Annotated in this window: 18 protein-coding genes; 11 read left to right on the top strand and 7 right to left on the bottom strand. The window is 60.8% G+C overall.

Annotated elements, in window-relative coordinates; translation table 11 throughout:
• Positions 1 to 75 precede the first annotated feature (75 nt).
• The 9 genes from bioF to PPUTUW4_RS25265 all read left to right on the top strand — a co-directional run bounded on the left by bioF (position 76) and on the right by PPUTUW4_RS25265 (position 11,546).
• Positions 76 to 1,254: an 8-amino-7-oxononanoate synthase gene (bioF, locus tag PPUTUW4_RS25305; RefSeq protein WP_015097099.1), complete on the top strand. Its 1,179-nt coding sequence runs from the start codon at positions 76 to 78 to the stop codon at positions 1,252 to 1,254.
• Positions 1,247 to 1,978 (top strand): alpha/beta fold hydrolase, encoded by a 732-nt coding sequence (locus tag PPUTUW4_RS25300; protein WP_015097098.1) that lies wholly within the window; start codon positions 1,247 to 1,249, stop codon positions 1,976 to 1,978. Before bioF ends, PPUTUW4_RS25300 begins: the two co-directional genes overlap by 8 nt.
• Entirely contained in the window at positions 1,971 to 2,783 is an 813-nt protein-coding gene (gene bioC, locus PPUTUW4_RS25295; protein ID WP_015097097.1) for a malonyl-ACP O-methyltransferase BioC, read from the top strand. Before PPUTUW4_RS25300 ends, bioC begins: the two co-directional genes overlap by 8 nt.
• On the top strand, positions 2,780 to 3,460 hold the full coding sequence (gene bioD / locus PPUTUW4_RS25290; protein ID WP_015097096.1) for a dethiobiotin synthase: 681 nt from the start codon (positions 2,780 to 2,782) through the stop codon (positions 3,458 to 3,460). The genes bioC and bioD overlap by 4 nt, the downstream gene beginning before the upstream one ends.
• 122 nt (positions 3,461 to 3,582) lie before the next feature.
• On the top strand, positions 3,583 to 3,879 hold the full coding sequence (locus PPUTUW4_RS25285; protein WP_015097095.1) for a hypothetical protein: 297 nt from the start codon (positions 3,583 to 3,585) through the stop codon (positions 3,877 to 3,879).
• Positions 3,880 to 4,157: 278 nt separating this feature from the next.
• Positions 4,158 to 5,963 (top strand): phenylacyl-CoA dehydrogenase, encoded by a 1,806-nt coding sequence (locus PPUTUW4_RS25280; protein ID WP_015097094.1) that lies wholly within the window; start codon positions 4,158 to 4,160, stop codon positions 5,961 to 5,963.
• A gap of 365 nt (positions 5,964 to 6,328) precedes the next feature.
• Entirely contained in the window at positions 6,329 to 7,621 is a 1,293-nt protein-coding gene (locus PPUTUW4_RS25275) for a GGDEF domain-containing protein (RefSeq protein WP_015097093.1), read from the top strand.
• Between the two features lie 85 nt (positions 7,622 to 7,706).
• Complete coding sequence (locus tag PPUTUW4_RS25270) at positions 7,707 to 9,503, top strand: acyl-CoA dehydrogenase C-terminal domain-containing protein (protein WP_015097092.1); 1,797 nt, start codon at positions 7,707 to 7,709, stop codon at positions 9,501 to 9,503.
• Positions 9,504 to 9,767: 264 nt separating this feature from the next.
• Positions 9,768 to 11,546: an acyl-CoA dehydrogenase C-terminal domain-containing protein gene (locus PPUTUW4_RS25265; protein ID WP_015097091.1), complete on the top strand. Its 1,779-nt coding sequence runs from the start codon at positions 9,768 to 9,770 to the stop codon at positions 11,544 to 11,546.
• Positions 11,547 to 11,773: 227 nt separating this feature from the next.
• On the opposite strand, the gene PPUTUW4_RS25260 is transcribed toward PPUTUW4_RS25265, so the two are convergent.
• Entirely contained in the window at positions 11,774 to 12,703 is a 930-nt protein-coding gene (locus PPUTUW4_RS25260; protein ID WP_015097090.1) for a LysR family transcriptional regulator, read from the bottom strand.
• Positions 12,704 to 12,872: 169 nt separating this feature from the next.
• Between PPUTUW4_RS25260 and PPUTUW4_RS25255 the strand changes: the two genes are divergently transcribed.
• Both PPUTUW4_RS25255 and PPUTUW4_RS28490 read left to right on the top strand, forming a co-directional pair.
• Complete coding sequence (locus PPUTUW4_RS25255; RefSeq protein ID WP_015097089.1) at positions 12,873 to 14,156, top strand: aminotransferase class III-fold pyridoxal phosphate-dependent enzyme; 1,284 nt, start codon at positions 12,873 to 12,875, stop codon at positions 14,154 to 14,156.
• A 205-nt stretch (positions 14,157 to 14,361) separates the two neighbouring features.
• Positions 14,362 to 14,520, top strand: coding sequence for a YqaE/Pmp3 family membrane protein (locus PPUTUW4_RS28490; protein ID WP_003228885.1), 159 nt, complete (start codon positions 14,362 to 14,364; stop codon positions 14,518 to 14,520).
• 131 nt (positions 14,521 to 14,651) lie between these two features.
• Here the strand turns inward: PPUTUW4_RS28490 and PPUTUW4_RS25245 are convergent, their stop codons facing one another.
• The 6 genes from PPUTUW4_RS25245 to pqqA form a co-directional block, all read right to left on the bottom strand.
• Entirely contained in the window at positions 14,652 to 16,478 is a 1,827-nt protein-coding gene (locus PPUTUW4_RS25245; RefSeq protein ID WP_015097088.1) for a S9 family peptidase, read from the bottom strand.
• Entirely contained in the window at positions 16,444 to 17,616 is a 1,173-nt protein-coding gene (gene pqqE, locus PPUTUW4_RS25240; RefSeq protein ID WP_015097087.1) for a pyrroloquinoline quinone biosynthesis protein PqqE, read from the bottom strand. Before pqqE ends, PPUTUW4_RS25245 begins: the two co-directional genes overlap by 35 nt.
• Positions 17,588 to 17,863: a pyrroloquinoline quinone biosynthesis peptide chaperone PqqD gene (pqqD, locus tag PPUTUW4_RS25235; protein WP_015097086.1), complete on the bottom strand. Its 276-nt coding sequence runs from the start codon at positions 17,861 to 17,863 to the stop codon at positions 17,588 to 17,590. Before pqqD ends, pqqE begins: the two co-directional genes overlap by 29 nt.
• Entirely contained in the window at positions 17,860 to 18,612 is a 753-nt protein-coding gene (pqqC, locus tag PPUTUW4_RS25230) for a pyrroloquinoline-quinone synthase PqqC (protein ID WP_015097085.1), read from the bottom strand. Before pqqC ends, pqqD begins: the two co-directional genes overlap by 4 nt.
• 139 nt (positions 18,613 to 18,751) lie before the next feature.
• A complete protein-coding gene (gene pqqB / locus PPUTUW4_RS25225) occupies positions 18,752 to 19,663 on the bottom strand; it encodes a pyrroloquinoline quinone biosynthesis protein PqqB (RefSeq protein ID WP_015097084.1) in 912 nt (303 codons plus the stop codon).
• A gap of 81 nt (positions 19,664 to 19,744) precedes the next feature.
• Positions 19,745 to 19,819, bottom strand: coding sequence for a pyrroloquinoline quinone precursor peptide PqqA (gene pqqA, locus PPUTUW4_RS28485; RefSeq protein ID WP_003444522.1), 75 nt, complete (start codon positions 19,817 to 19,819; stop codon positions 19,745 to 19,747).
• Positions 19,820 to 19,924 lie beyond the last annotated feature (105 nt).

Here is a 19,924-nt window from a genome sequence, read left to right as displayed (position 1 = left end):
CGCCATCGCGAGCAAGCTCGCTCCCACAGGGATCGCATTCATTTTGATTTCTGTGATCTGAACTTCGAGGCCTGCATGTCTTTCGATCTCGCCGCACGCCTTGCTGCCCGTCGTGCCGAAAATCTCTACCGTCAGCGTCCGCTGCTCGAAAGCCCGCAGGGGCCGCAAGTGGTGGTTGATGGCCAGCCGTTGCTGGCGTTCTGTAACAACGACTACCTGGGGCTGGCCAATCATCCACAAGTGATCGAGGCCTGGCGTGCCGGCGCGTCGAAGTGGGGGGTGGGCGGCGGCGCCTCACATCTGGTCATCGGCCATAGCGCACCGCACCATGCCCTGGAAGAAGCCTTGGCCGACCTGACCGGTCGCCCGCGCGCGCTGCTGTTCACCACCGGTTACATGGCCAACCTCGGTGCGGTCACGGCGCTGGTGGGGCAGGGTGATACGGTGCTCGAGGACCGGCTCAATCATGCGTCGCTGCTCGACGCGGGGCTGCTGTCCGGCGCGCGGTTCAATCGCTACTTGCACAACGACCCGGTGAGCCTGGCCAAACGCCTGGAAAAAGCCACCGGCAATACCCTGGTGGTCACCGACGGCGTGTTCAGCATGGATGGCGATATCGCCGATTTGCCAGCACTGGCCCGAGAGGCCAAGGCCAAAGGCGCCTGGTTGATGGTCGACGATGCCCATGGTTTCGGACCGCTGGGCGCCAATGGTGGCGGCATCGTCGAGCATTTCGGTTTAAGCCAGGAAGAGGTTCCGGTGCTGGTCGGCACCCTCGGCAAAGCCTTCGGTACGGCGGGCGCCTTTGTGGCCGGCAGCGAAGAGCTGATCGAAAGTCTGATCCAGTTCGCCCGGCCTTACATCTACACCACCAGCCAGCCACCGGCGCTGGCCTGCGCCACGCTGAAAAGCCTGGAACTGCTGCGCAGTGAACACTGGCGTCGCGAGCATTTGCAGACGCTGATCCGCCAGTTCCGTCAGGGTGCCGAGCAGATTGGCCTGGAACTCATGGACAGCTTCACACCGATCCAGCCGATCATGGTTGGCGATGCCGGGCGCGCGGTGCGTCTTTCGCAAATGCTGCGCGAGCGCGGGTTGATGGTGACCGCGATTCGCCCGCCGACCGTGCCTGCTGGCAGCGCCCGATTGCGGGTCACGCTGACGGCTGCTCACAGCGAGGCTCAGGTGCAGCTATTGTTAAACGCACTGGCCGATTGTTTTCAACAACTGCAGCCGGAGCCAAGCCATGCGTGATCGTTTGATTCTGCTGCCCGGCTGGGGCCTTGGCGTTTCACCGCTGGAGCCTTTGGCCGCGGCTTTGCGCGGCCTGGACGAGCACTTGCGCGTCGAGATCGAGCCGTTGCCCGACCTGGAGTCGAGCGATCTTCAAGAGTGGCTCGATGAGCTTGATGCGACGTTGCCGCAAGACGCCTGGCTGGGCGGCTGGTCTTTGGGTGGCATGCTCGCCTGCGAACTGGCGGCCCGGCGTGGCGATCGCTGCTGCGGCGTGTTCACACTGGCCAGCAACGCGTCTTTTGTCGCTCATGAACACTGGTCAACCGCCATGCCAGGGGAAACCTTCGATGCGTTTCTGGCGGGATGTGCAGCCGATCCGCGCGCGACCTTGAAACGCTTTTCACTGCTCTGTGCCCAAGGCGCCGAAGACCCGCGCGGATTGTCGCGGTTGTTGCTCGCTGGTGCACCGAACACTGCCGCGCCAGTGCTGCTGAGCGGTCTGCAAGTGCTTGCGCAAGTGGATACGCGACAGGCACTGCAATCGTTCCGTGGTCCGCAGCTGCATCTGTTCGCCGGCCTTGACGGGCTGGTGCCGGCGGAGGCGGCGGGCGATTTACTGGCGTTGCTGCCGGATATAGAAATCGGTCTGATTGAGCAGGCCGGCCACGCGTTTCTTCTGGAAGATCCCCACGGTGTGGCGGGGGCGATCCAGGCCTTTTTGCATGAGTCCGGCGATGACTGATTTATCCCTTCCCAACCTGCCCGGCGGCTTGCCCGACAAACGCCAGGTCGCTGCATCTTTCTCCCGCGCGGCGCAAAGCTACGACAGCGTGGCCGAGTTGCAGCGTGATGTCGGCAGCCAATTACTCAGGCGCTTGCCGCAGGATTTTGTACCGCAGCGTTGGTTGGATCTGGGCTGCGGCACCGGGCATTTCAGTCGTGCTTTGGGTGAGCAATTTCCGAGCAGTCACGGTGTGGCGCTGGATATCGCCGAGGGCATGCTCAATCACGCCCGGCCATTGGGCGGTGCCACGCATTTCGTCGCCGGCGATGCCGAGCGCTTGCCACTGCAGGATTCGACCTGCGACCTGATCTTCTCCAGCCTGGCGGTGCAGTGGTGTGCGGATTTCGACTCGGTGCTCAGTGAAGCTTGTCGAGTGCTGAAACCGGGTGGCATTTTTGCGTTTGCTAGTCTTTGTACAGGGACGTTGTTTGAACTGCGCGACAGCTGGCGACAGGTCGATGGCATGGTGCACGTCAACCGCTTCCGGGAGTTCGGTATTTATCAGCAGTTGTGTGCGGCCAGCAGCTTGAGGATGGTCAGTCTGCAAAACCAGCCACATGTGTTGCATTACCCGGATGTGCGCAGCCTGACTCATGAACTCAAGGCACTGGGCGCGCACAACCTCAATCCCGGGCGCCCGGGTGGCTTGACCGGCCGGGCGCGGATTCTGGGTTTGATTGAGGCTTATGAGCAGTTTCGTCAGGCCCGAGGCCTGCCGGCGACTTATCAAGTGGTGTACGCCATTTTGGAGAAACCCTTATGAGCGCAGCCTATTTCATCACCGGCACGGATACGGATGTCGGTAAAACCACGGTCGCTGCGGGGCTGCTGCATGCGGCGCGTTCGGCGGGGCTGAGCACGGCGGCGGGCAAGCCCGTCGCGTCCGGGTGCGATGTGACGCCCAAAGGCTTGCGCAACGCCGATGCGCTGGCCTTGCTGGCGGAGTGTTCGCTGCCGCTGACCTACGTACAGGTCAATCCGATGGCCTTCGAACCGGCCATTGCTCCCCATCTGGCGGCACGGGAGGCGGGCGTGGCGTTGACGGTGCAGTCGTTGCTGGCGCCGATGCGGCAGATTCTGGGCCTGCAGGCGGACTTCACCCTGATCGAAGGCGCCGGCGGCTGGCGTGTACCCTTGGCGGATCAGGACAATCTGTCGGACCTGGCCATCGCGTTGCAGCTGCCGGTGATCCTGGTGGTCGGCGTGCGCCTGGGGTGTATCAGCCATGCCTTGTTGACCGCCGAAGCGATCGCCCGGGACGGTTTGCAACTGGCGGGATGGGTGGCCAACATCATCGACCCGAAGACCTCGCGGCTGGAAGAAAACCTCGCCACCCTGGCCGAGCGCCTCCCTGCGCCGTGCCTGGGGCGTGTGCCCAAACTCAAGGTCGTGACGGCAGAAGCCGTGGCCGAGCACTTGCAACTGGACCTGTTGGACTGACGTTTGGCAATGCGGGCTTTGCCTATGGCAAGGCACTGTGCCATTAGTGTTTTTGACGGGTGTTTTGCCAGCCACTCTGCTTCAATGGCCGTTGTTGATCCTTTGAAAGGACGAGTTCTCCCATGGAAATCTCAGGAAATACCGCTTTTTATGCCGGTCTGAGCACCCTTCAGACAGGGCAGAACCGTGTCGATCAAGCCGCCGGGCAGATCGCCAACACCACCCTCGAGCGTTCGCTCACCAGCCAGTCCTCCGAGGCGCAGGTCGATCGTCTGCGATCGGTGGATCGCAGCCGGCAATCGGACCTGGCCAGCAACGTGGTCGAAATGGCCCAAGGCAAGATTCAGGCGGAGCTGGGCGTGAAAGTCGCCAAGGCCGCCGATGAAGTGCTCGGAACATTGATCGATACCTACGCCTGATTCCTTGCCGAATCCGCACCTTCCAGCGCCGCGCCTGTTCGCGGCGTTTTTGTACGTAAGTCTTTCTTGCTCAACTAATCTTTTCAGGGTGACGGGCTGCTTCGGCAGCGCGGCAGCGGTGTCGTGTGCCTGAATGTCAAATCCTGCGATGACGAACGGCAAAAGATCGACGCTTGACAAGATTTGGGCGTAAACGTATGTTTCAAACAACTGTTTGATCGCAACAACAAATCAATGCGGTCGTTCATTCCCGGTTACATCAGCAGAGGTTTATCGCTATGCCTGACTACAAGGCCCCCTTGCGTGATATTCGCTTCGTTCGTGACGAACTGCTCGGCTACGAAGCGCACTATCAGAGCCTTCCGGCTTGTGCCGACGCAACTCCTGACATGGTTGACGCCATTCTTGAGGAAGGCGCCAAGTTTTGTGAGCAGGTACTGGCTCCGCTGAACCGTGTGGGCGACCTCGAAGGTTGCACCTGGAGCGAATCCGGCGTTAAGACGCCGACTGGCTTCAAGGAAGCCTACAAGCAATTCGTTGAAGGCGGCTGGCCGAGCCTGGCTCACGACGTCGAGCACGGCGGCCAAGGCCTGCCGGAATCCCTGGGCCTGGCCATCAGTGAAATGGTCGGCGAGTCCAACTGGTCGTGGGGCATGTACCCGGGCCTGTCGCACGGTGCGATGAACACCATCTCCGAGCACGGCACCCCTGAGCAACAAGAGGCTTACCTGACCAAGCTGGTTTCCGGCGAATGGACCGGCACCATGTGCCTGACCGAACCGCACTGCGGCACCGACCTGGGCATGCTGCGCACCAAGGCCGAGCCTCAGGCCGACGGTTCCTACAAGGTTTCCGGCACCAAGATCTTCATCTCGGCCGGTGAACACGACATGGCCGACAACATCGTCCACATCGTACTGGCCCGCCTGCCGGATGCACCGGCTGGCACCAAAGGCATCTCCCTGTTCATCGTGCCGAAGTTCCTGCCGAACGCCGATGGCTCGGTTGGCACGCGTAACGCCGTGTCTTGCGGTTCCCTGGAACACAAGATGGGCATCCACGGCAACGCCACCTGCGTGATGAACTTCGACGGCGCCACCGGTTTCCTGATCGGCCCGGCGAACAAAGGCCTGAACTGCATGTTCACCTTCATGAACACCGCTCGTCTGGGTACCGCGCTGCAAGGCCTGGCCCACGCTGAAGTCGGTTTCCAGGGCGGCCTGAAATACGCTCGCGACCGTCTGCAAATGCGCTCGCTGACTGGCCCGAAAGCGCCGGACAAAGCCGCTGACCCGATCATCGTGCACCCTGACGTACGTCGCATGCTGTTGACCATGAAGGCGTTCGCCGAAGGCAACCGCGCGATGGTTTACTTCACCGCCAAGCAGGTCGACATCGTCAAGTACGGCGTGGACGAAGAAGAGAAGAAGAAAGCCGACGCACTGCTGGCCTTCATGACGCCAATCGCCAAGGCCTTCATGACCGAAGTCGGCTTCGAATCGGCCAACCACGGCGTGCAGATCTACGGCGGCCACGGCTTCATCGCCGAGTGGGGCATGGAGCAGAACGTTCGCGACAGCCGCATTTCGATGCTGTATGAAGGCACCACCGGTATCCAGGCACTCGACCTGCTGGGCCGTAAAGTGCTGATGACCCAGGGCGAGGCTCTCAAAGGCTTCACCAAGATCGTCCACAAGTTCTGCCAGACCAACGAAGGCAACGAAGCGGTTCAAGAGTTCGTCGCTCCACTGGCTGCACTGAACAAGGAATGGGGCGAGCTGACCATGAAGGTCGGTATGGCCGCCATGAAAGATCGCGAAGAAGTCGGCGCGGCCTCCGTGGACTACCTGATGTACTCCGGTTACGCCTGCCTGGCCTACTTCTGGGCTGACATGGCGCGCCTGGCTGCCGAGAAACTGGCTGCCGGAACTTCCGAAGAGGCGTTCTACACCGCCAAGCTGCAGACTGCGCGCTTCTACTTCCAGCGCATCCTGCCGCGTACCCGCACTCACGTCGCAACCATGCTGTCGGGCGCCAACAACCTGATGGACATGAAAGAAGAGAACTTCGACCTGGGCTACTAAGCCTCAACGAAGCACTTGAAAAAGCCGCTGCTCCTTCGGGACCAGCGGTTTTTTTTGGGGGCTTCCACTGGTTTGAGCGCGGCACGACCCCTTGTAGGAGCCAGCTTGCTGGCGATGGTCGTTAACGATAACGCGTATAAACTGGATAAACGCGGCGCACTTGAGTCCATCGCCAGCAAGCTGGCTCCTACAGTTTCCCGGGAATGCGTGAAGAGCCTTTTTTGCTTTAAGGGTTGCCCGTGGAATCAATGTTTGTAACGCCCTTTGAAAAATACCTCAGTAATTCACTCAGAAACTCGGGCTTTCTGCCGTTACAGTAGTGGGCACATTGCCATCTATTGATCTGACGGGTCGGAGCTTTACCCTTGCCGCGCTCATCCGCTGTACGTTTCAGTCATTTCCTGCCGTCATTACTGCTGTTGCTGGCGGGGCTTGCGGCTGCTTACATCAAGGATCTGAACGTCTTTTTCACCTCGCTGTTCAACGTGCTGCCTACCCTGGTGTTGTTGCTCGGCGGCGCCTATTGCGCTGTGTACCGACGCCAGCGTGAACTGTTTCTGATGGTCACGGTGTACATCGCCTACTTCCTGCTCGACACCCAGACCGACTATTACCGCGACAACGGCAAGGTGCGTGACGATGCCGCCGTGGTCTTTCATTTGTGTTGCCTGCTGCTGCCATTGTTGTTTGGGGTGTTCGCGGCGTGGCAGGAACGCACCCATCTGTTCCAGGACATGGTGGCGCGATTCGCAGTCTTGCTGGCGGTCGGCAGCGTGGCGCTGGGGCTTGAGCAAAGTTATCCACACGCGCTGCTGATCTGGTTGTCGGAGATTCGCTGGCCCGCGCTGCATGGTGCCTGGATGAGTCTGATCCAGTTGTCCTATCCGGTGTTCATTGCCGCTTTCGTGCTGCTGGCCTGGCAATACTGGCGCAACCCGCGACCGTTGCATGCTGCGCAACTGGTGGGATTGCTCGGGTTGTTCTGGATGCTGCCGAAGACCTTCATCCTGCCGTTCACGCTGAACATCATGTGCAGCCAGGTGATGCTGATGATCGCCGCCGCCGTTGCTCACGAAGCCTATCAAATGGCCTTCCGCGACGAACTGACCGGGCTGCCGGGCCGCCGTGCGCTGAATGAACGCATGCAACGGTTGGGTCGCAACTACGTGTTGGCGATGAGCGACGTCGACCACTTCAAGAAATTCAACGATACCCACGGCCACGATGTCGGCGACCAGGTACTGCGGCTGGTGGCCAGCAAACTGTCGAAAATCGGCGGTGGCGGTAAGGCGTATCGCTATGGCGGTGAGGAATTTGCCCTGGTGTTTGCAGGCAAGACTCTCGAAGAATGCATGCCGCACCTGGAAGTCATCCGTGAGTCCATCGCCACTTACAACATTCAGCTGCGTAATCAGGAAAACCGCCCGCAGGACGATAATCAGGGGCGCCAGCGGCGTACCGGTTCCGGTGCGTCGAGTGTATCGGTCACGGTCAGTATCGGCGTCGCCGAGCGGATTGATCAACGCACCCCCGAAGAGGTGCTCAAATCCGCTGACCAGGCGCTCTACGGCGCCAAGGGCGCGGGGCGCAACTGCGTGATGGCGTTCGGGCAGAACCGCCGTGGTGCCGTGCGCATGGACGCCGCTACGGTTGAGTGATGATCGCGCATTCAGCGACTGGACATTGATTGTGGCGTAGTGTCGGCGGCAGTAGGTTGGAAAAAACTGCCGACGGAGAATGACCATGCCCGAGTACAAAGCTCCCTTGCGCGACATGCGCTTTCTGATCGACCACGTCTTCGATTTTCACAGTAACTACGCTGCGCTGGGGTCCACCGATGCCAGCCCGGACATGGTCAATGCGATCCTCGAAGAAGGCGCGAAGTTCTGCGAAAACGTGTTGTCGCCGCTCAACCGCAGCGGTGATGAAGAAGGCTGCCATTTCGACAACGGCGTGGTCACCACGCCCGCGGGCTTCAAGCAGGCCTTCGCCCAGTATGTCGAGGGCGGCTGGCATGGCCTGGCGGCGGACCCGGGTTACGGCGGTCAAGGGCTGCCGATCTCTCTGGGCCTGGTCATCAGCGAGATGGTGGGTTCCAGCAACACCTCGTGGGGCATGTACCCCGGCCTGACCCACGGTGCGATGTCGGCGATCCACGCCCACGGCACCGAGGCGCAAAAGCAGACCTATTTGAAGAAGCTCACCGCTGGCCAGTGGACCGGCACCATGTGCCTGACAGAAGCCCATTGCGGTACCGACCTGGGCATCATCAAGACCCGTGCCGTGCCAGCGGCCGATGGCAGCTATGCGATCTCCGGCAGCAAGATCTTCATTTCAGCGGGCGAGCACGACATGAGCGCCAACATCATTCACCTGGTGCTCGCCAAATTGCCGGACGCACCGGCCGGGACCAAGGGCATTTCGCTGTTTATCGTGCCCAAGTTCCTGCCCGATGCGGCGGGAGAAGCGGGCGAGCGCAACGGCGTGTCCTGCGGCTCGATCGAACACAAGATGGGCATCAAGGCCTCGGCCACCTGCGTGCTGAACTTCGACGAGGCCAAGGGCTTTTTGATCGGCGAGCCGAACAAGGGCCTCAACTGCATGTTCACCATGATGAACCACGCGCGGTTGGGCACGGGCATGCAAGGTCTGTGTCTGGGCGAGGCGAGCTTCCAGGGCGCGATCAAATACGCCAACGACCGATTGCAGATGCGCTCGCTGACCGGCCCGAAAGCCCCGGAAAAAGCCGCCGACCCCATCATCGTGCACCCTGATGTGCGGCGGATGTTACTGACGATGAAAGCCTTCAACGAAGGCAACCGCGCGCTGACCTACTTCACCGCACAGTTACTCGACATTGCACACCTGAGCCCGGACGAAACGGCGCGCCAGGATGCCGAAGACCTGCTGGCCTTCCTCACGCCGATCTGCAAAGCCTTCATGACCGACACCGGTCTGGAAGTGACCAACCATGGCATGCAGGTGTTTGGCGGCCACGGGTTCATTCGTGAGTGGGGTATGGAGCAACTGGTACGCGACTGCCGAATCGCACCGATCTATGAGGGTACCAACGGCATTCAGGCGCTGGACTTGCTCGGGCGCAAGGTACTCGGCAGCCAGGGCAAGCTGTTGCGCGGGTTCACCAAAATCGTCCACAAGTTCTGCGCGGCGAACGCCGGACATCCACAACTGGCCGGGTATGTGGCGCAGCTTGATCAACTGAACCGGCAGTGGGGTGAGTTGACCACCAGGGTCGGCATGGCGGCGATGAAAAACCCGGACGAGGTCGGCGCCGCGTCGGTGGACTATCTGATGTACAGCGGTTACATCATCCTTGGCTACCTGTGGTTGCGCATGGCGCTGGTGGCTCAGGCGCAGCTCGATGCTGGCAGCGGTGATGTTGGCTTCTGCCGGGGCAAACTGGCGACCAGCGAGTTTTACTTCAAGCGTCTGCTGCCACGCACTACCGCTCATCGGGCGGCCATCGAAGCGGGGAGCGAATGTCTGATGCAGTTGCCAGCGGAGATGTTTGCGCTCTGACACCTACCCTGTAGGAGCGAGCTTGCTCGCTATGGTCGTGAACGATAACGCGTAAAACCAGATGTCCAGTGGCGCCTTGGGGTTTTTCGCGAGCGGGCTCGCTCCTACAGTTCTTATGTTTCGCCTCTCCATATCGCAATGACTAAAAATTACAAAACGGTCATGAGCTGACCCTATGTGTCACAAAAGTTGTTGAGGTACACTCCGACCCAACGAAAACAACTCTTCCTGTGAATCATCTGTATAGATCTTGCGAGGTTTGCCATGGCTGACTACAAAGCGCCCCTGCGCGATATGCGCTTCGTCCTCAATGAAGTTTTCGAGGTCGCCAAACTCTGGGCCGAACTGCCTGCGCTGGCCGAGACCGTCGATGCGCAAACGGTTGAAGCCATCCTGGAAGAAGCCGGCAAAGTCACCAGCAAAAGCATTGCGCCGCTGAGCCGTGCCGCGGACGAGGAAGGTTGCCATTGGGCCGACGGTGCCGTCACCACGCCGGCGGGTTTCCCGCAGGCCTATCAGACCTACGCGGAAGGCGGTTGGGTCGGTGTCGGTGGCGATCCGACCTACGGCGGCATGGGCATGCCCAAGGCCGTTTCGGCCCAGGTCGAAGAAATGGTCAACTCCGCCAGCCTGTCGTTCGGTCTGTATCCGATGCTGACCGCCGGTGCCTGCCTGTCGATCAACGCCCACGCCAGCGAAGAGCTGAAAGCCGCGTACCTGCCGAACATGTACGCCGGCATCTGGGCCGGTTCCATGTGCCTGACCGAGCCACACGCCGGTACTGACCTGGGGATCATTCGCACCAAGGCCGAGCCTCAGGCCGACGGCTCCTACAAGGTCAGCGGCACCAAGATCTTCATCACCGGTGGCGAACACGACCTCACCGAAAACATCATCCACCTGGTGCTGGCCAAATTGCCGGATGCACCGGCGGGGCCGAAAGGCATTTCGCTGTTCCTGGTGCCGAAGTTCATGGTCAATGCCGATGGCAGCCTGGGCGCGCGTAACCCGGCGAACTGCGGCTCGATCGAACACAAGATGGGCATCCAGGCGTCCGCGACCTGCGTGATGAACTTCGATGAGGCCGTGGGTTACCTGGTCGGCGAGCCGAACAAAGGCCTGGCGGCGATGTTCACCATGATGAACTACGAGCGCCTGGGCGTGGGTATCCAGGGTCTGGCCACGGGTGAGCGCTCGTACCAGAACGCCGTGGAATACGCCCGTGACCGCCTGCAAAGCCGTTCGCCGACGGGCGCGCAGAACAAGGACAAAGTGGCTGACCCGATCATCGTCCACCCGGACGTGCGTCGCATGCTGCTGACCATGAAAGCCTCGAACGAGGGTGGTCGTGCGTTCTCCACTTACGTAGCCATGCAACTGGACACCGCCAAGTTCAGCGAAGATGCCGCCACCCGCAAGCGTGCTGAAGACCTGGTGGCCTTGCTGACCCCGGTGGCGAAGGCGTTCCTGACCGATCTCGGTCTGGAAACCACCGTTCACGGTCAGCAGGTGTTCGGCGGCCACGGTTACATCCGCGAGTGGGGCCAGGAGCAACTGGTACGTGACGTGCGCATCACTCAGATCTACGAAGGCACCAACGGCATTCAGGCGCTGGACCTGGTCGGGCGCAAGATCGTCGGCAGCGGCGGGGCGTTCTACAACCTGTTCGCCGACGAGATTCGTCACTTCACCGCAACGGCCAGCGCTGACCTGGCGGAGTTCACCAAGCCGCTCAACGATGCCGTCACCACCCTCGATGAACTGACCGCGTGGTTGCTGGACCGGGCGAAGAGCAATCCGAACGAAATCGGCGCGGCATCGGTCGAGTATCTGCAGGTGTTCGGTTACGTGGCGTATGCCTACATGTGGGCCCTGATGGCCAAGGCGGCTTTGGGCAAGGAAGCGCAAGACGATTTCTACGCCAGCAAACTGGGCACCGCACGGTTCTATTTCGCCCGTCTGTTGCCGCGGATTCACTCGTTGAGCGCGTCGGTCAAGGCCGGTAGCGAATCGTTGTTCCTGCTGGATGCAGGACAATTCTGATGACGTAATGGTTTGTAAGCATTCTCTTACATAACGTGCTGCTGTTCTCCCATAGATGCAAATTGGATCCACAGCTAATCTACTTCTCATGGACGTAGCGCAGGAAGCGCAAAGCAACAACAGGGACACGTAGGATTCTGCCAGGATGGCGGAGTGAAATGGATGTCAGGGAAACAGTCTGCAAAGCCCCGCTTCGGCGGGGTTTTCTTTTGCCCGAAGAAAAGTTTCTAGCTCAGCCCGTCCAGGGCCTGCGGGTTGTTCAAACGTTCAGCCGGGCCATTTATCACTTCTTCCAGCAATGTCCGCAGCAAGGCCAGCGAGGCCTGCTGCCGTTGCACATCCCGACACACCAACCCGACTTTCAGTGGTACTCGTGGTTCGCTCAGGGGTTTCCACAGCAGTTCGTGGTTGCCATGGGTCTTTTGCGAGCGTCCGGGCAGCACCGTCGCCAGGTGTGTGTGCGGCAGGCTGTCGAGGATGCCGGCCATGTTGTTCAGTTCGGCTTGCACCTGTGGGCGACGTCCGAGGTTCGCCAGTTGGGTTTGCCAGATCTGCCGGATCTGAAATTCCTCGCCCAGCAGCAACATCGGCAGCTCGGCGGCCTGGCTCATGGACACTTTCTTGAATTCACGCAGCGGGTGCTCTGCCGGGATGACCAGGGTCAGTTCATCTTCGTACAGCATCACGCCATGCAAACCCGGCTGGCGGGGCGGCAGGTAACTGATGCCGATATCCAGAGAACCGTTGAGCAGTCGCCGCTCGATTTCCAGTCCGGTCAGTTCGTAGATCTGCACGACAAGATGCGGCTGCGCCTTGCGCACGCGCTCGAGCATCTGTGGAACGAGGCTGGTATGCACGGTCTGCAATACGCCGATGGCCAGGGTACGCAGCGCCTGACCCTTGAAGTTGCCGAGCGCCTCCCGTGCCCGTTGAAGGCCATCGAGCAAAGGCAGGGCGTGGTTGTACAGCGTGTGGGCCGCGAGGGTCGGCAACAGGCGTTTACTGTTGCGTTCGAACAGGCTCACATCGAGGTTTTGCTCGAGGTGGCGGATTTGCTGGGACAGCGCCGGCTGGGAGATCGACAGGCGTTCGGCGGCCCGGCCCACATGACCTTCTTCATAGACCGCGACGAAATAACGCAGTTGCTTGAAATCCATAAGTATTACTTATCGAAAGTGCTGGAAAATCGAAATGGCTGAATGCCTCGCCTGAGCCTAGTCTAACCGCATTCACAGGGCTTAAAGGGCCACAGAGCGCGATGAATACCCTTTGCTTCGATGGTGTTGACATAGGTAAGGCAAAAAACCTCATCAGAGGTTTTTTCGGATGAATCTGTTCAGTCTGCGTCGCAGTCCTCCCAGTCTTGATGATCTGGTCATGGACGCCTCCCTGCCTTCCACAGGCAATAGTCATTCCAGCGAGTACTTGATGCCCGGTGTCGAGCGGCCGAAACAGGTGTTTGTGCGCGGCCAGGGTTCATGGCTGTGGGACAGCGATGACCGTGCGTACCTGGATTTTTCCCAGGGCGGCGGGGCCAACAGCCTTGGTCATAGCCCCTCGGTACTGGTCAACGCCATTACTGCCCAGGCTCAAGCGCTGATCAATCCGGGTTTTGGCCTGCATAACCGCGGCATGCTCAGTCTTGCCGAGCGTCTGTGTGCCAGCACCGGCAGTGATCAGGCCTACCTGCTCAATACCGGCAGCGAAGCCTGTGAGGCAGCGATAAAACTGGCGCGCAAATGGGGTCAACAGCATCGCGGCGGTGCGTCGCGAATCATTGTGGCCAACAACGGTAACCATGGCCGTAGCCTGGCGACGATGTCGGCGTCGGACAGTTCGACATTGGCCAACCGATTCGAGCCGCAACTGCCGGGCTTCAGCCATGTCCCGTTCAATGACCTTCCGGCATTGCATGCGGCCGTGGATGAACGGACCGTCGCGATCATGCTCGAACCGATCCAGAGCGAAGCCGGTGTGATCCCGGCCACCGCGCATTACCTCAAGGGCGTCGAACGCCTGTGCCGTGAACTCGGCATTTTGCTGATCTTCGACGAAGTGCAAACCGGCATCGGCCGTTGTGGCACCTTGCTCGCGGAGCAGTCCTGCGGGGTCACGGCGGATATCGTCGTGCTCGGCAAAGGTTTGGGCGGCGGCGTGCCATTGGCCGCGCTGCTGGCACGGGGCAAGGCTTGCTGTTTCGAACCCGGCGAGATGACCGGTACCCATCATGGCAATGCACTGATGACCGCAGCGGGGCTTTCGGTGCTCGATACGGTGCAGGACAAGGCTTTCCTCAAGCACGTCACGGAAGCCGGTCAGCACCTGCGTGAAGGCTTGGGGCGTTTGGCCCATCGATATGATCACGGCGAGTTGCGCGGACAAGGGCTGCTTTGGGGGCTGACGCTGTCGGACGATTCCGCTGACGCGGTCGTCAAGGCCGCGCTCTACGAAGGCCTGTTGCTCAATGCCCCGCAACCCGACTGCCTGCGCTTTACCCCTGCGCTGAATGTCAGCAACGCCAACATCGATGAAATGCTCCTGCGCCTGGCGCGCGCCTTCTCCCGAGTACGCACCGCGCAATTGCAGTGCCGCAAAGGGATTGCCGTCTGATCCGACGTGCCCTGCACACATTCCCGAACCGTCTCGCGGTAATACGCACGCCTCACGCCCGACATTTTTGGTGTGGGGCGTTTTTTTGTCTGCGAAATTCAACGAAAGGGCGGAGCTTGGGAATGGAGGGACTGAACCCTGACAAACGGTATCGGTCGATTAGCTGTAGGGCTCGAACGAGTCCACCCCAATCAGGAGCTGCCCCATGGACTTTATTCGCATCATCATCGCCATCCTGTTGCCGCCGCTGGGTGTGTTTTTGCAAGTAGGATTCGGCGGAGCGTTCTGGCTGAATATTCTGCTGACGTTGTGCGGTTATATTCCGGGGATCGTGCATGCGGTGTACATCATCGCCAAGCGCTGAGTTTCGCGGCGGCAGGTCGGCCGCCTTCGCGGGCAAGCCCGCTCCCACAGGGTCTGTGGCGTGCAAAAAAACCTGTGAGAGCGGGCTTGCCCGCGAAGGGGACGCCACCGTTTCGGCAATGGGCGGGGGCTTCAGTCCACTGAATCCATCACCCGCCGATAAAACAACCACTCCTGCTCCAGCGCATGGGCCTGATTGCCGGCCTTGCGAAAGCCATGGCGTTCGTCCGCGTAGTAATGCGCTTCGACCGGAATACCGTTGTCCCGCAGCGCCGCGACCATATCGCGGGTCTGTTGCGGGACGACCACGGCATCCTGTTCTCCTTGAAAGAAGATCATCGGCACGCGGATGTTGCTGGCATGCAGCAGCGGAGTGCGGGCGGCGTAGCGTTCGGCGTCCAGCAGCGGATCGCCGATCAACCAGTCCAGATAGTCGCTTTCGAATTTGTGGGTCGCACGGCCCAGCGCTACCGGGTCACTGACCCCATACAGACTGGCTCCGGCACAGAACACGTTGTGAAACGCCAAGGCGCAAAGCGTTGTGTAGCCGCCGGCGCTGCCGCCGCGAATGAAGGCCTTGTCGCCGTCGATCAGGCCCCGTTCGTTGAGGTAACTGACCACGGCGCAAGCGTCTTCGACATCCACATCCCCCCAGCTCAAATGAAGCGCCTGACGATAGGCCCGGCCATAACCGCTGCTGCCGCGATAGTTGAGGTCGGCCACGGCGAAGCCCCGCTGTGTCCAGAACTGGATGCGCGGATCGAGCATCGGGTAACACGCCGACGTCGGGCCGCCATGGATGAACACCACCAGTGGCGGTTTCGCCGCGCCGGTCATTGCCGGGTAGAAGAAGCCATGTGCTTCGCCTGAGCCGCTTGGGTAGCGCAAGGTCTGCGGGCGGCTGATCCGTTCCGGAGCAAGTGGTGCGATACCGCCGGCCAGCACCTTCACTTGCCGGCTCTGACGGTCGATGGCGATGACGGCGGTTGAGCTGACGGGCGACGCTGCAATGCAATAAATGAACTGCCCATCCACGGCGAGATGGCGGAAGCGGCTGTAGTCGCCGGTGAAGTCGGCGTGGGAATTGCCGCCTATGCCCAATCGGCCAAACCCGCCCTCGGTCCAACTGGCCAGATAGCTGTCGTTGCCCAGCGGCAACCAGGTACTGCCGCCGAGTTGCCAGGGCGCGGGGCCGTGGTCGGCGTTGGCACTTGGCAATGGGCTCAGGCCTTTCCCGGATACCACCCATGGCTGCCAGTAACCGGCGCGATCCGTCAGGCAGTACAAGCGACCGTCGGCATCAAACCGTGGCTGTTGCACCGACTCTTGAGCATCGTCGCCCGCCACACAACGAGCCTCGGCAAACCCGCCATGGGCGAGGCGTTCGGCAACCATCAAGCGGGTTGCTGTCCATGGCTGATCCGGGCGACTCCATTCGATCCAGGCCAGGCGCCGGGCATCAGGGCTCAGCGTCGGTGCCGCGTAAAAATCAGCACCTTCGGCCAGCAGGTGGCGTGCGCCATCCAACAGATCGATCGTCACCAGTCGGTGTTGATCGCGATGCTCCTCGACCGCCAGCACTTGCCCGTTGGCGAACTGCAGATCGCCATAACGGCACGCACCGGACGTCAGTCTTTCGGGCGCTTCGTCTTGCAGTGATTGTCGATACAACTGCTGGTCAGTCTCGTTGACGAAAACGATGCCGTCGTCCGTCAGACAAAAGGCTCCACCGCCATATTCGTACACCCGACTGCGCACGCTGAACCCCGGCGGCGTCAGGCATTTCGCTGTGCCCTCACGCCAATGCCAGATCCGGCACGCCGCGTCTTCGGGTCGGTACTCGTTCCAGAACAGGCCGTTTGGACCGACCTGCAGTTCGGCAAAGTCGATACCGGCAGCCACGGCTTTGGCAGCGCTGAAAGGTTCAGCTTTTGGCGATGAGGCGTGAGTTTCGTTCATTGCGAAAGGCCAGTTGGTCGATGGTCTGGGTCGCGTGTTCGGCTTCTTCGCGAGCCTTGAGGATCACGCCGTGTTGTGGCGACTTGCTGCACACCGGGTCGGCATTTCTGGCATCACCGGTGAGCATGAACGCCTGGCAGCGGCAGCCGCCGAAGTCATTTTCTTTCTCGTCACAGGAGCGGCACGGCTCGGGCATCCAGTCGTAACCGCGAAAGCGATTGAATCCGAACGAGTCGTACCAGATGTGCTGCATGCTGTGGTCGCGTACGTTGGGAAACTGCACCGGCAGCTGTCGGGCGCCGTGACAGGGCAGGGCGGTTCCGTCTGGCGTGACCGTCAGAAAAATACTGCCCCAGCCGTTCATGCAGGCTTTCGGGCGTTCCTCGTAATAGTCCGGAGTGACGAAAATCAGCTTGCACGGATGCCCTTGGGCTTGCAGTTTGGCGCGGTATTCATTGGTGATGCGTTCGGCGCGCACCAGTTGCTCCCGGGTCGGCAATAGCCCGACGCGATTGAGTTGCGCCCAACCGTAGAACTGGCAAGTGGCGAGCTCGACGAAGTCCGCTTCCAGTGCGATGCACAGCTCGATGATGCGGTCGATCTGGTCGATGTTGTGCCGATGGGTCACAAAATTCAGCACCATCGGATAACCATGGGCCTTCACCGCCCGGGCCATTTCCAGTTTCTGTGCAAAGGCCTTTTTCGAGCCGGCCAGCAGGTTGTTCACCTGCTCGTCGCTGGCCTGGAAACTGATCTGGATGTGATCGAGGCCGGCCTTCTTGAAGTCGCTGATTTTCTGCTCGGTCAGGCCGATGCCGGAGGTGATCAGGTTGGTGTAGAAACCCAGTTTTCGGGCTTCGGTAATCAGCTCGGCGAGGTCCTGGCGCACCAGCGGTTCACCGCCGGAAAAGCCCAGTTGCGCCGCGCCCATTTCCCGCGCTTCACGGAACACCTTGATCCACTGTTCAGTGCTCAGCTCTTTGCCCTGCTCGGCGAAATCCAGCGGATTGGAGCAGTACGGGCATTGCAGCGGGCAGCGATAGGTCAGCTCGGCGAGCAGCCACAGTGGCAGGCCGACTTCCGGTTTTGGCGGCACTTGCACTGATGAATCAGGCAAGTTCGATCCAGTGCTGCGCACGGGCTACCTCCATGAATTGCTCGATGTCGTCACCGAGCTCGGGTACGCCGGGGAACTGTTGGTCGAGTTCATTGATGATCGCCGCGACATCCCGTTCACCGTCAATCAAGCCACCGATCAGTGCGGCACTTTCGTTGAGCTTGATCATGCCTTCCGGGTACAGCAGCACGTGGCCTTTCTGCGCCGGTTCGTACTGGAAGCGGTAGCCGGGACGCCAGGTCGGGGTCTTGCTGCGATCGAAACTCATAAGGTGATTCCTTTGTGCCAGACCCGTTCTCCGGTCACGCTGTGATACGGCGGGCGTTTCAGTTCGTAGGCCATGCTCATGGCATCGAGCATGCTCCAAAGAATGTCCAGTTTGAACTGGAGAATTTCCAGCATGCGCTCCTGGCCTTCACGGGTGGTGTAGTGCTGCAACGTGATCGCCAGGCCGTGCTCGACATCACGCCGTGCCTGACCCAGGCGTGTGCGGAAATACTCGTATCCGGCCGGGTCGATCCATGGGTAATGCTGCGGCCAGCTGTCCAGGCGCGATTGGTGGATTTGCGGGGCGAACAGTTCGGTCAGCGAGCTGCTGGCGGCCTCCTGCCAGCCGGCGCGGCGGGCGAAGTTGACGTAGGCGTCCACGGCGAAGCGCACGCCGGGCAGTACCAGCTCCTGGGAGCGCAACTGGTCCGGGTCGAGGCCGACGGCTTGGCCCAAACGCAGCCAGGCTTCGATGCCGCCGTCTTCACCGGGCGCGCCGTCGTGGTCGAGCAGGCGCTGAATCCACTCGCGGCGGATCTCGCGGTCGGGGCAATTAGCCAGAATGGCCGCGTCTTTCAGGGGAATGTTCACCTGGTAGTAGAAACGGTTGGCGACCCAGCCCTGGATCTGCTCGCGGGTAGCCCGGCCTTCGTACATCGCCACGTGGTAGGGGTGGTGGATGTGGTAATAGGCGCCCTTGGCGCGCAGGGCCGCTTCGAATTCGGCGAGGGACATCGGGGTGTCGGTCATCGGGGTTCTCCGGGGGAACAACCGTTGAGGTGTAGTGCTTGTGCTGGCCTCATCGCGAGCAGGCTCGCTCCCACAGGGAAATGTGGCCAACTGTGGGAGCGAGCCTGCTCGCGATAGACCGCGCAGCGGTCTCGATTGCTTACAGCACAATACTCATGCCGTCATACGCCACTTCAACCTGGCGCCGATCCAGCTCCGCGCGCTCGGGCGAATCTTCATCGAGAATCGGATTGGTGTTGTTGATGTGGATAAGCACCTTGCGCTGCGTGGGCAGTTGCTCCAGCACTTCGAGCATGCCGCCGGGGCCGTTTTGCGCCAGGTGGCCCATCTCCCGACCGGTGCGGGTGCCTACGCCACGACGCTGCATTTCATCGTCATCCCACAGCGTGCCGTCGACCAGCAGACAATCGCTGCCGGCCATGATTTCCAGCAGCGCTGCATCCACCTTGCCCAGGCCCGGTGCGTAGAACAGTTTGCCGCCCGTGCCCCGGTCCTCGACGATCAGGCCGATGTTGTCGCCCGGATGCGGGTCGAAGCGGTGCGGCGAGTAGGGCGGCGCGGCACTGCGCAGCGGCAACGGGGTGAAGCGCAGGTTCGGGCAGGCGGGAACAGTGAAGCTTTGATCGAGCTCGATGCGGTTCCAGTTCAGCCCGCCGTTCCAGTGGTTGAGCATGGTGAACAGCGGAAAACCGGTGCTCAGGTCTTCGTGGACCATATCCGTACACCAGACCTGATGCGGGCAACCCTCGCGCAACATGAGCAGGCCGGTGGTGTGGTCGATCTGGCTGTCCATCAGGATGATCGCGCCGATCCCGGTATCACGCAGGGCGCGGCCCGGCTGCATCGGGGCGAAGCCCTGGAGTTGGGCGCGGATGTCCGGAGAGGTGTTGCACAGCACCCAGTTCACGCCGTCATCGGAAATTGCGATGGACGACTGCGTCCGCGCCTTAGCCCGCAGGCTGCCGTCGCGAAAGCCTGCGCAGTTCACGCAGTTGCAGTTCCACTGGGGGAAGCCGCCGCCGGCGGCGGAACCTAGAATCTGGACAAACATGGACGCTCCATCATTTCAACGCTGAAAATAAAACGCCTCGGATAACCGAGGCGTTGTGCTGCACATCTGCCAAGGCAGAGATTAGCGGCTTGCGAAGTACATGGTGACTTCAAAGCCGATACGCAGGTCGGTGTAGGCAGGTTTGGTCCAGGCCATGAATTGAACTCCTTCTAGTGGGGGTGAGACAGCGCTAGCTATAGGTATAGTCCACCTCGAGTCAGAGATGTTCCAGATAGTTAGGTTGCTATGTTACTCAAAATC

It is taken from the genome of Pseudomonas sp. UW4 (genome assembly GCF_000316175.1).
Taxonomy (GTDB): Bacteria; Pseudomonadota; Gammaproteobacteria; order Pseudomonadales; family Pseudomonadaceae; genus Aquipseudomonas; species Aquipseudomonas laurylsulfatiphila.
Note: the sequence above shows the minus strand (reverse complement) of the source record. Positions and strands in the feature narration are given on the sequence as shown.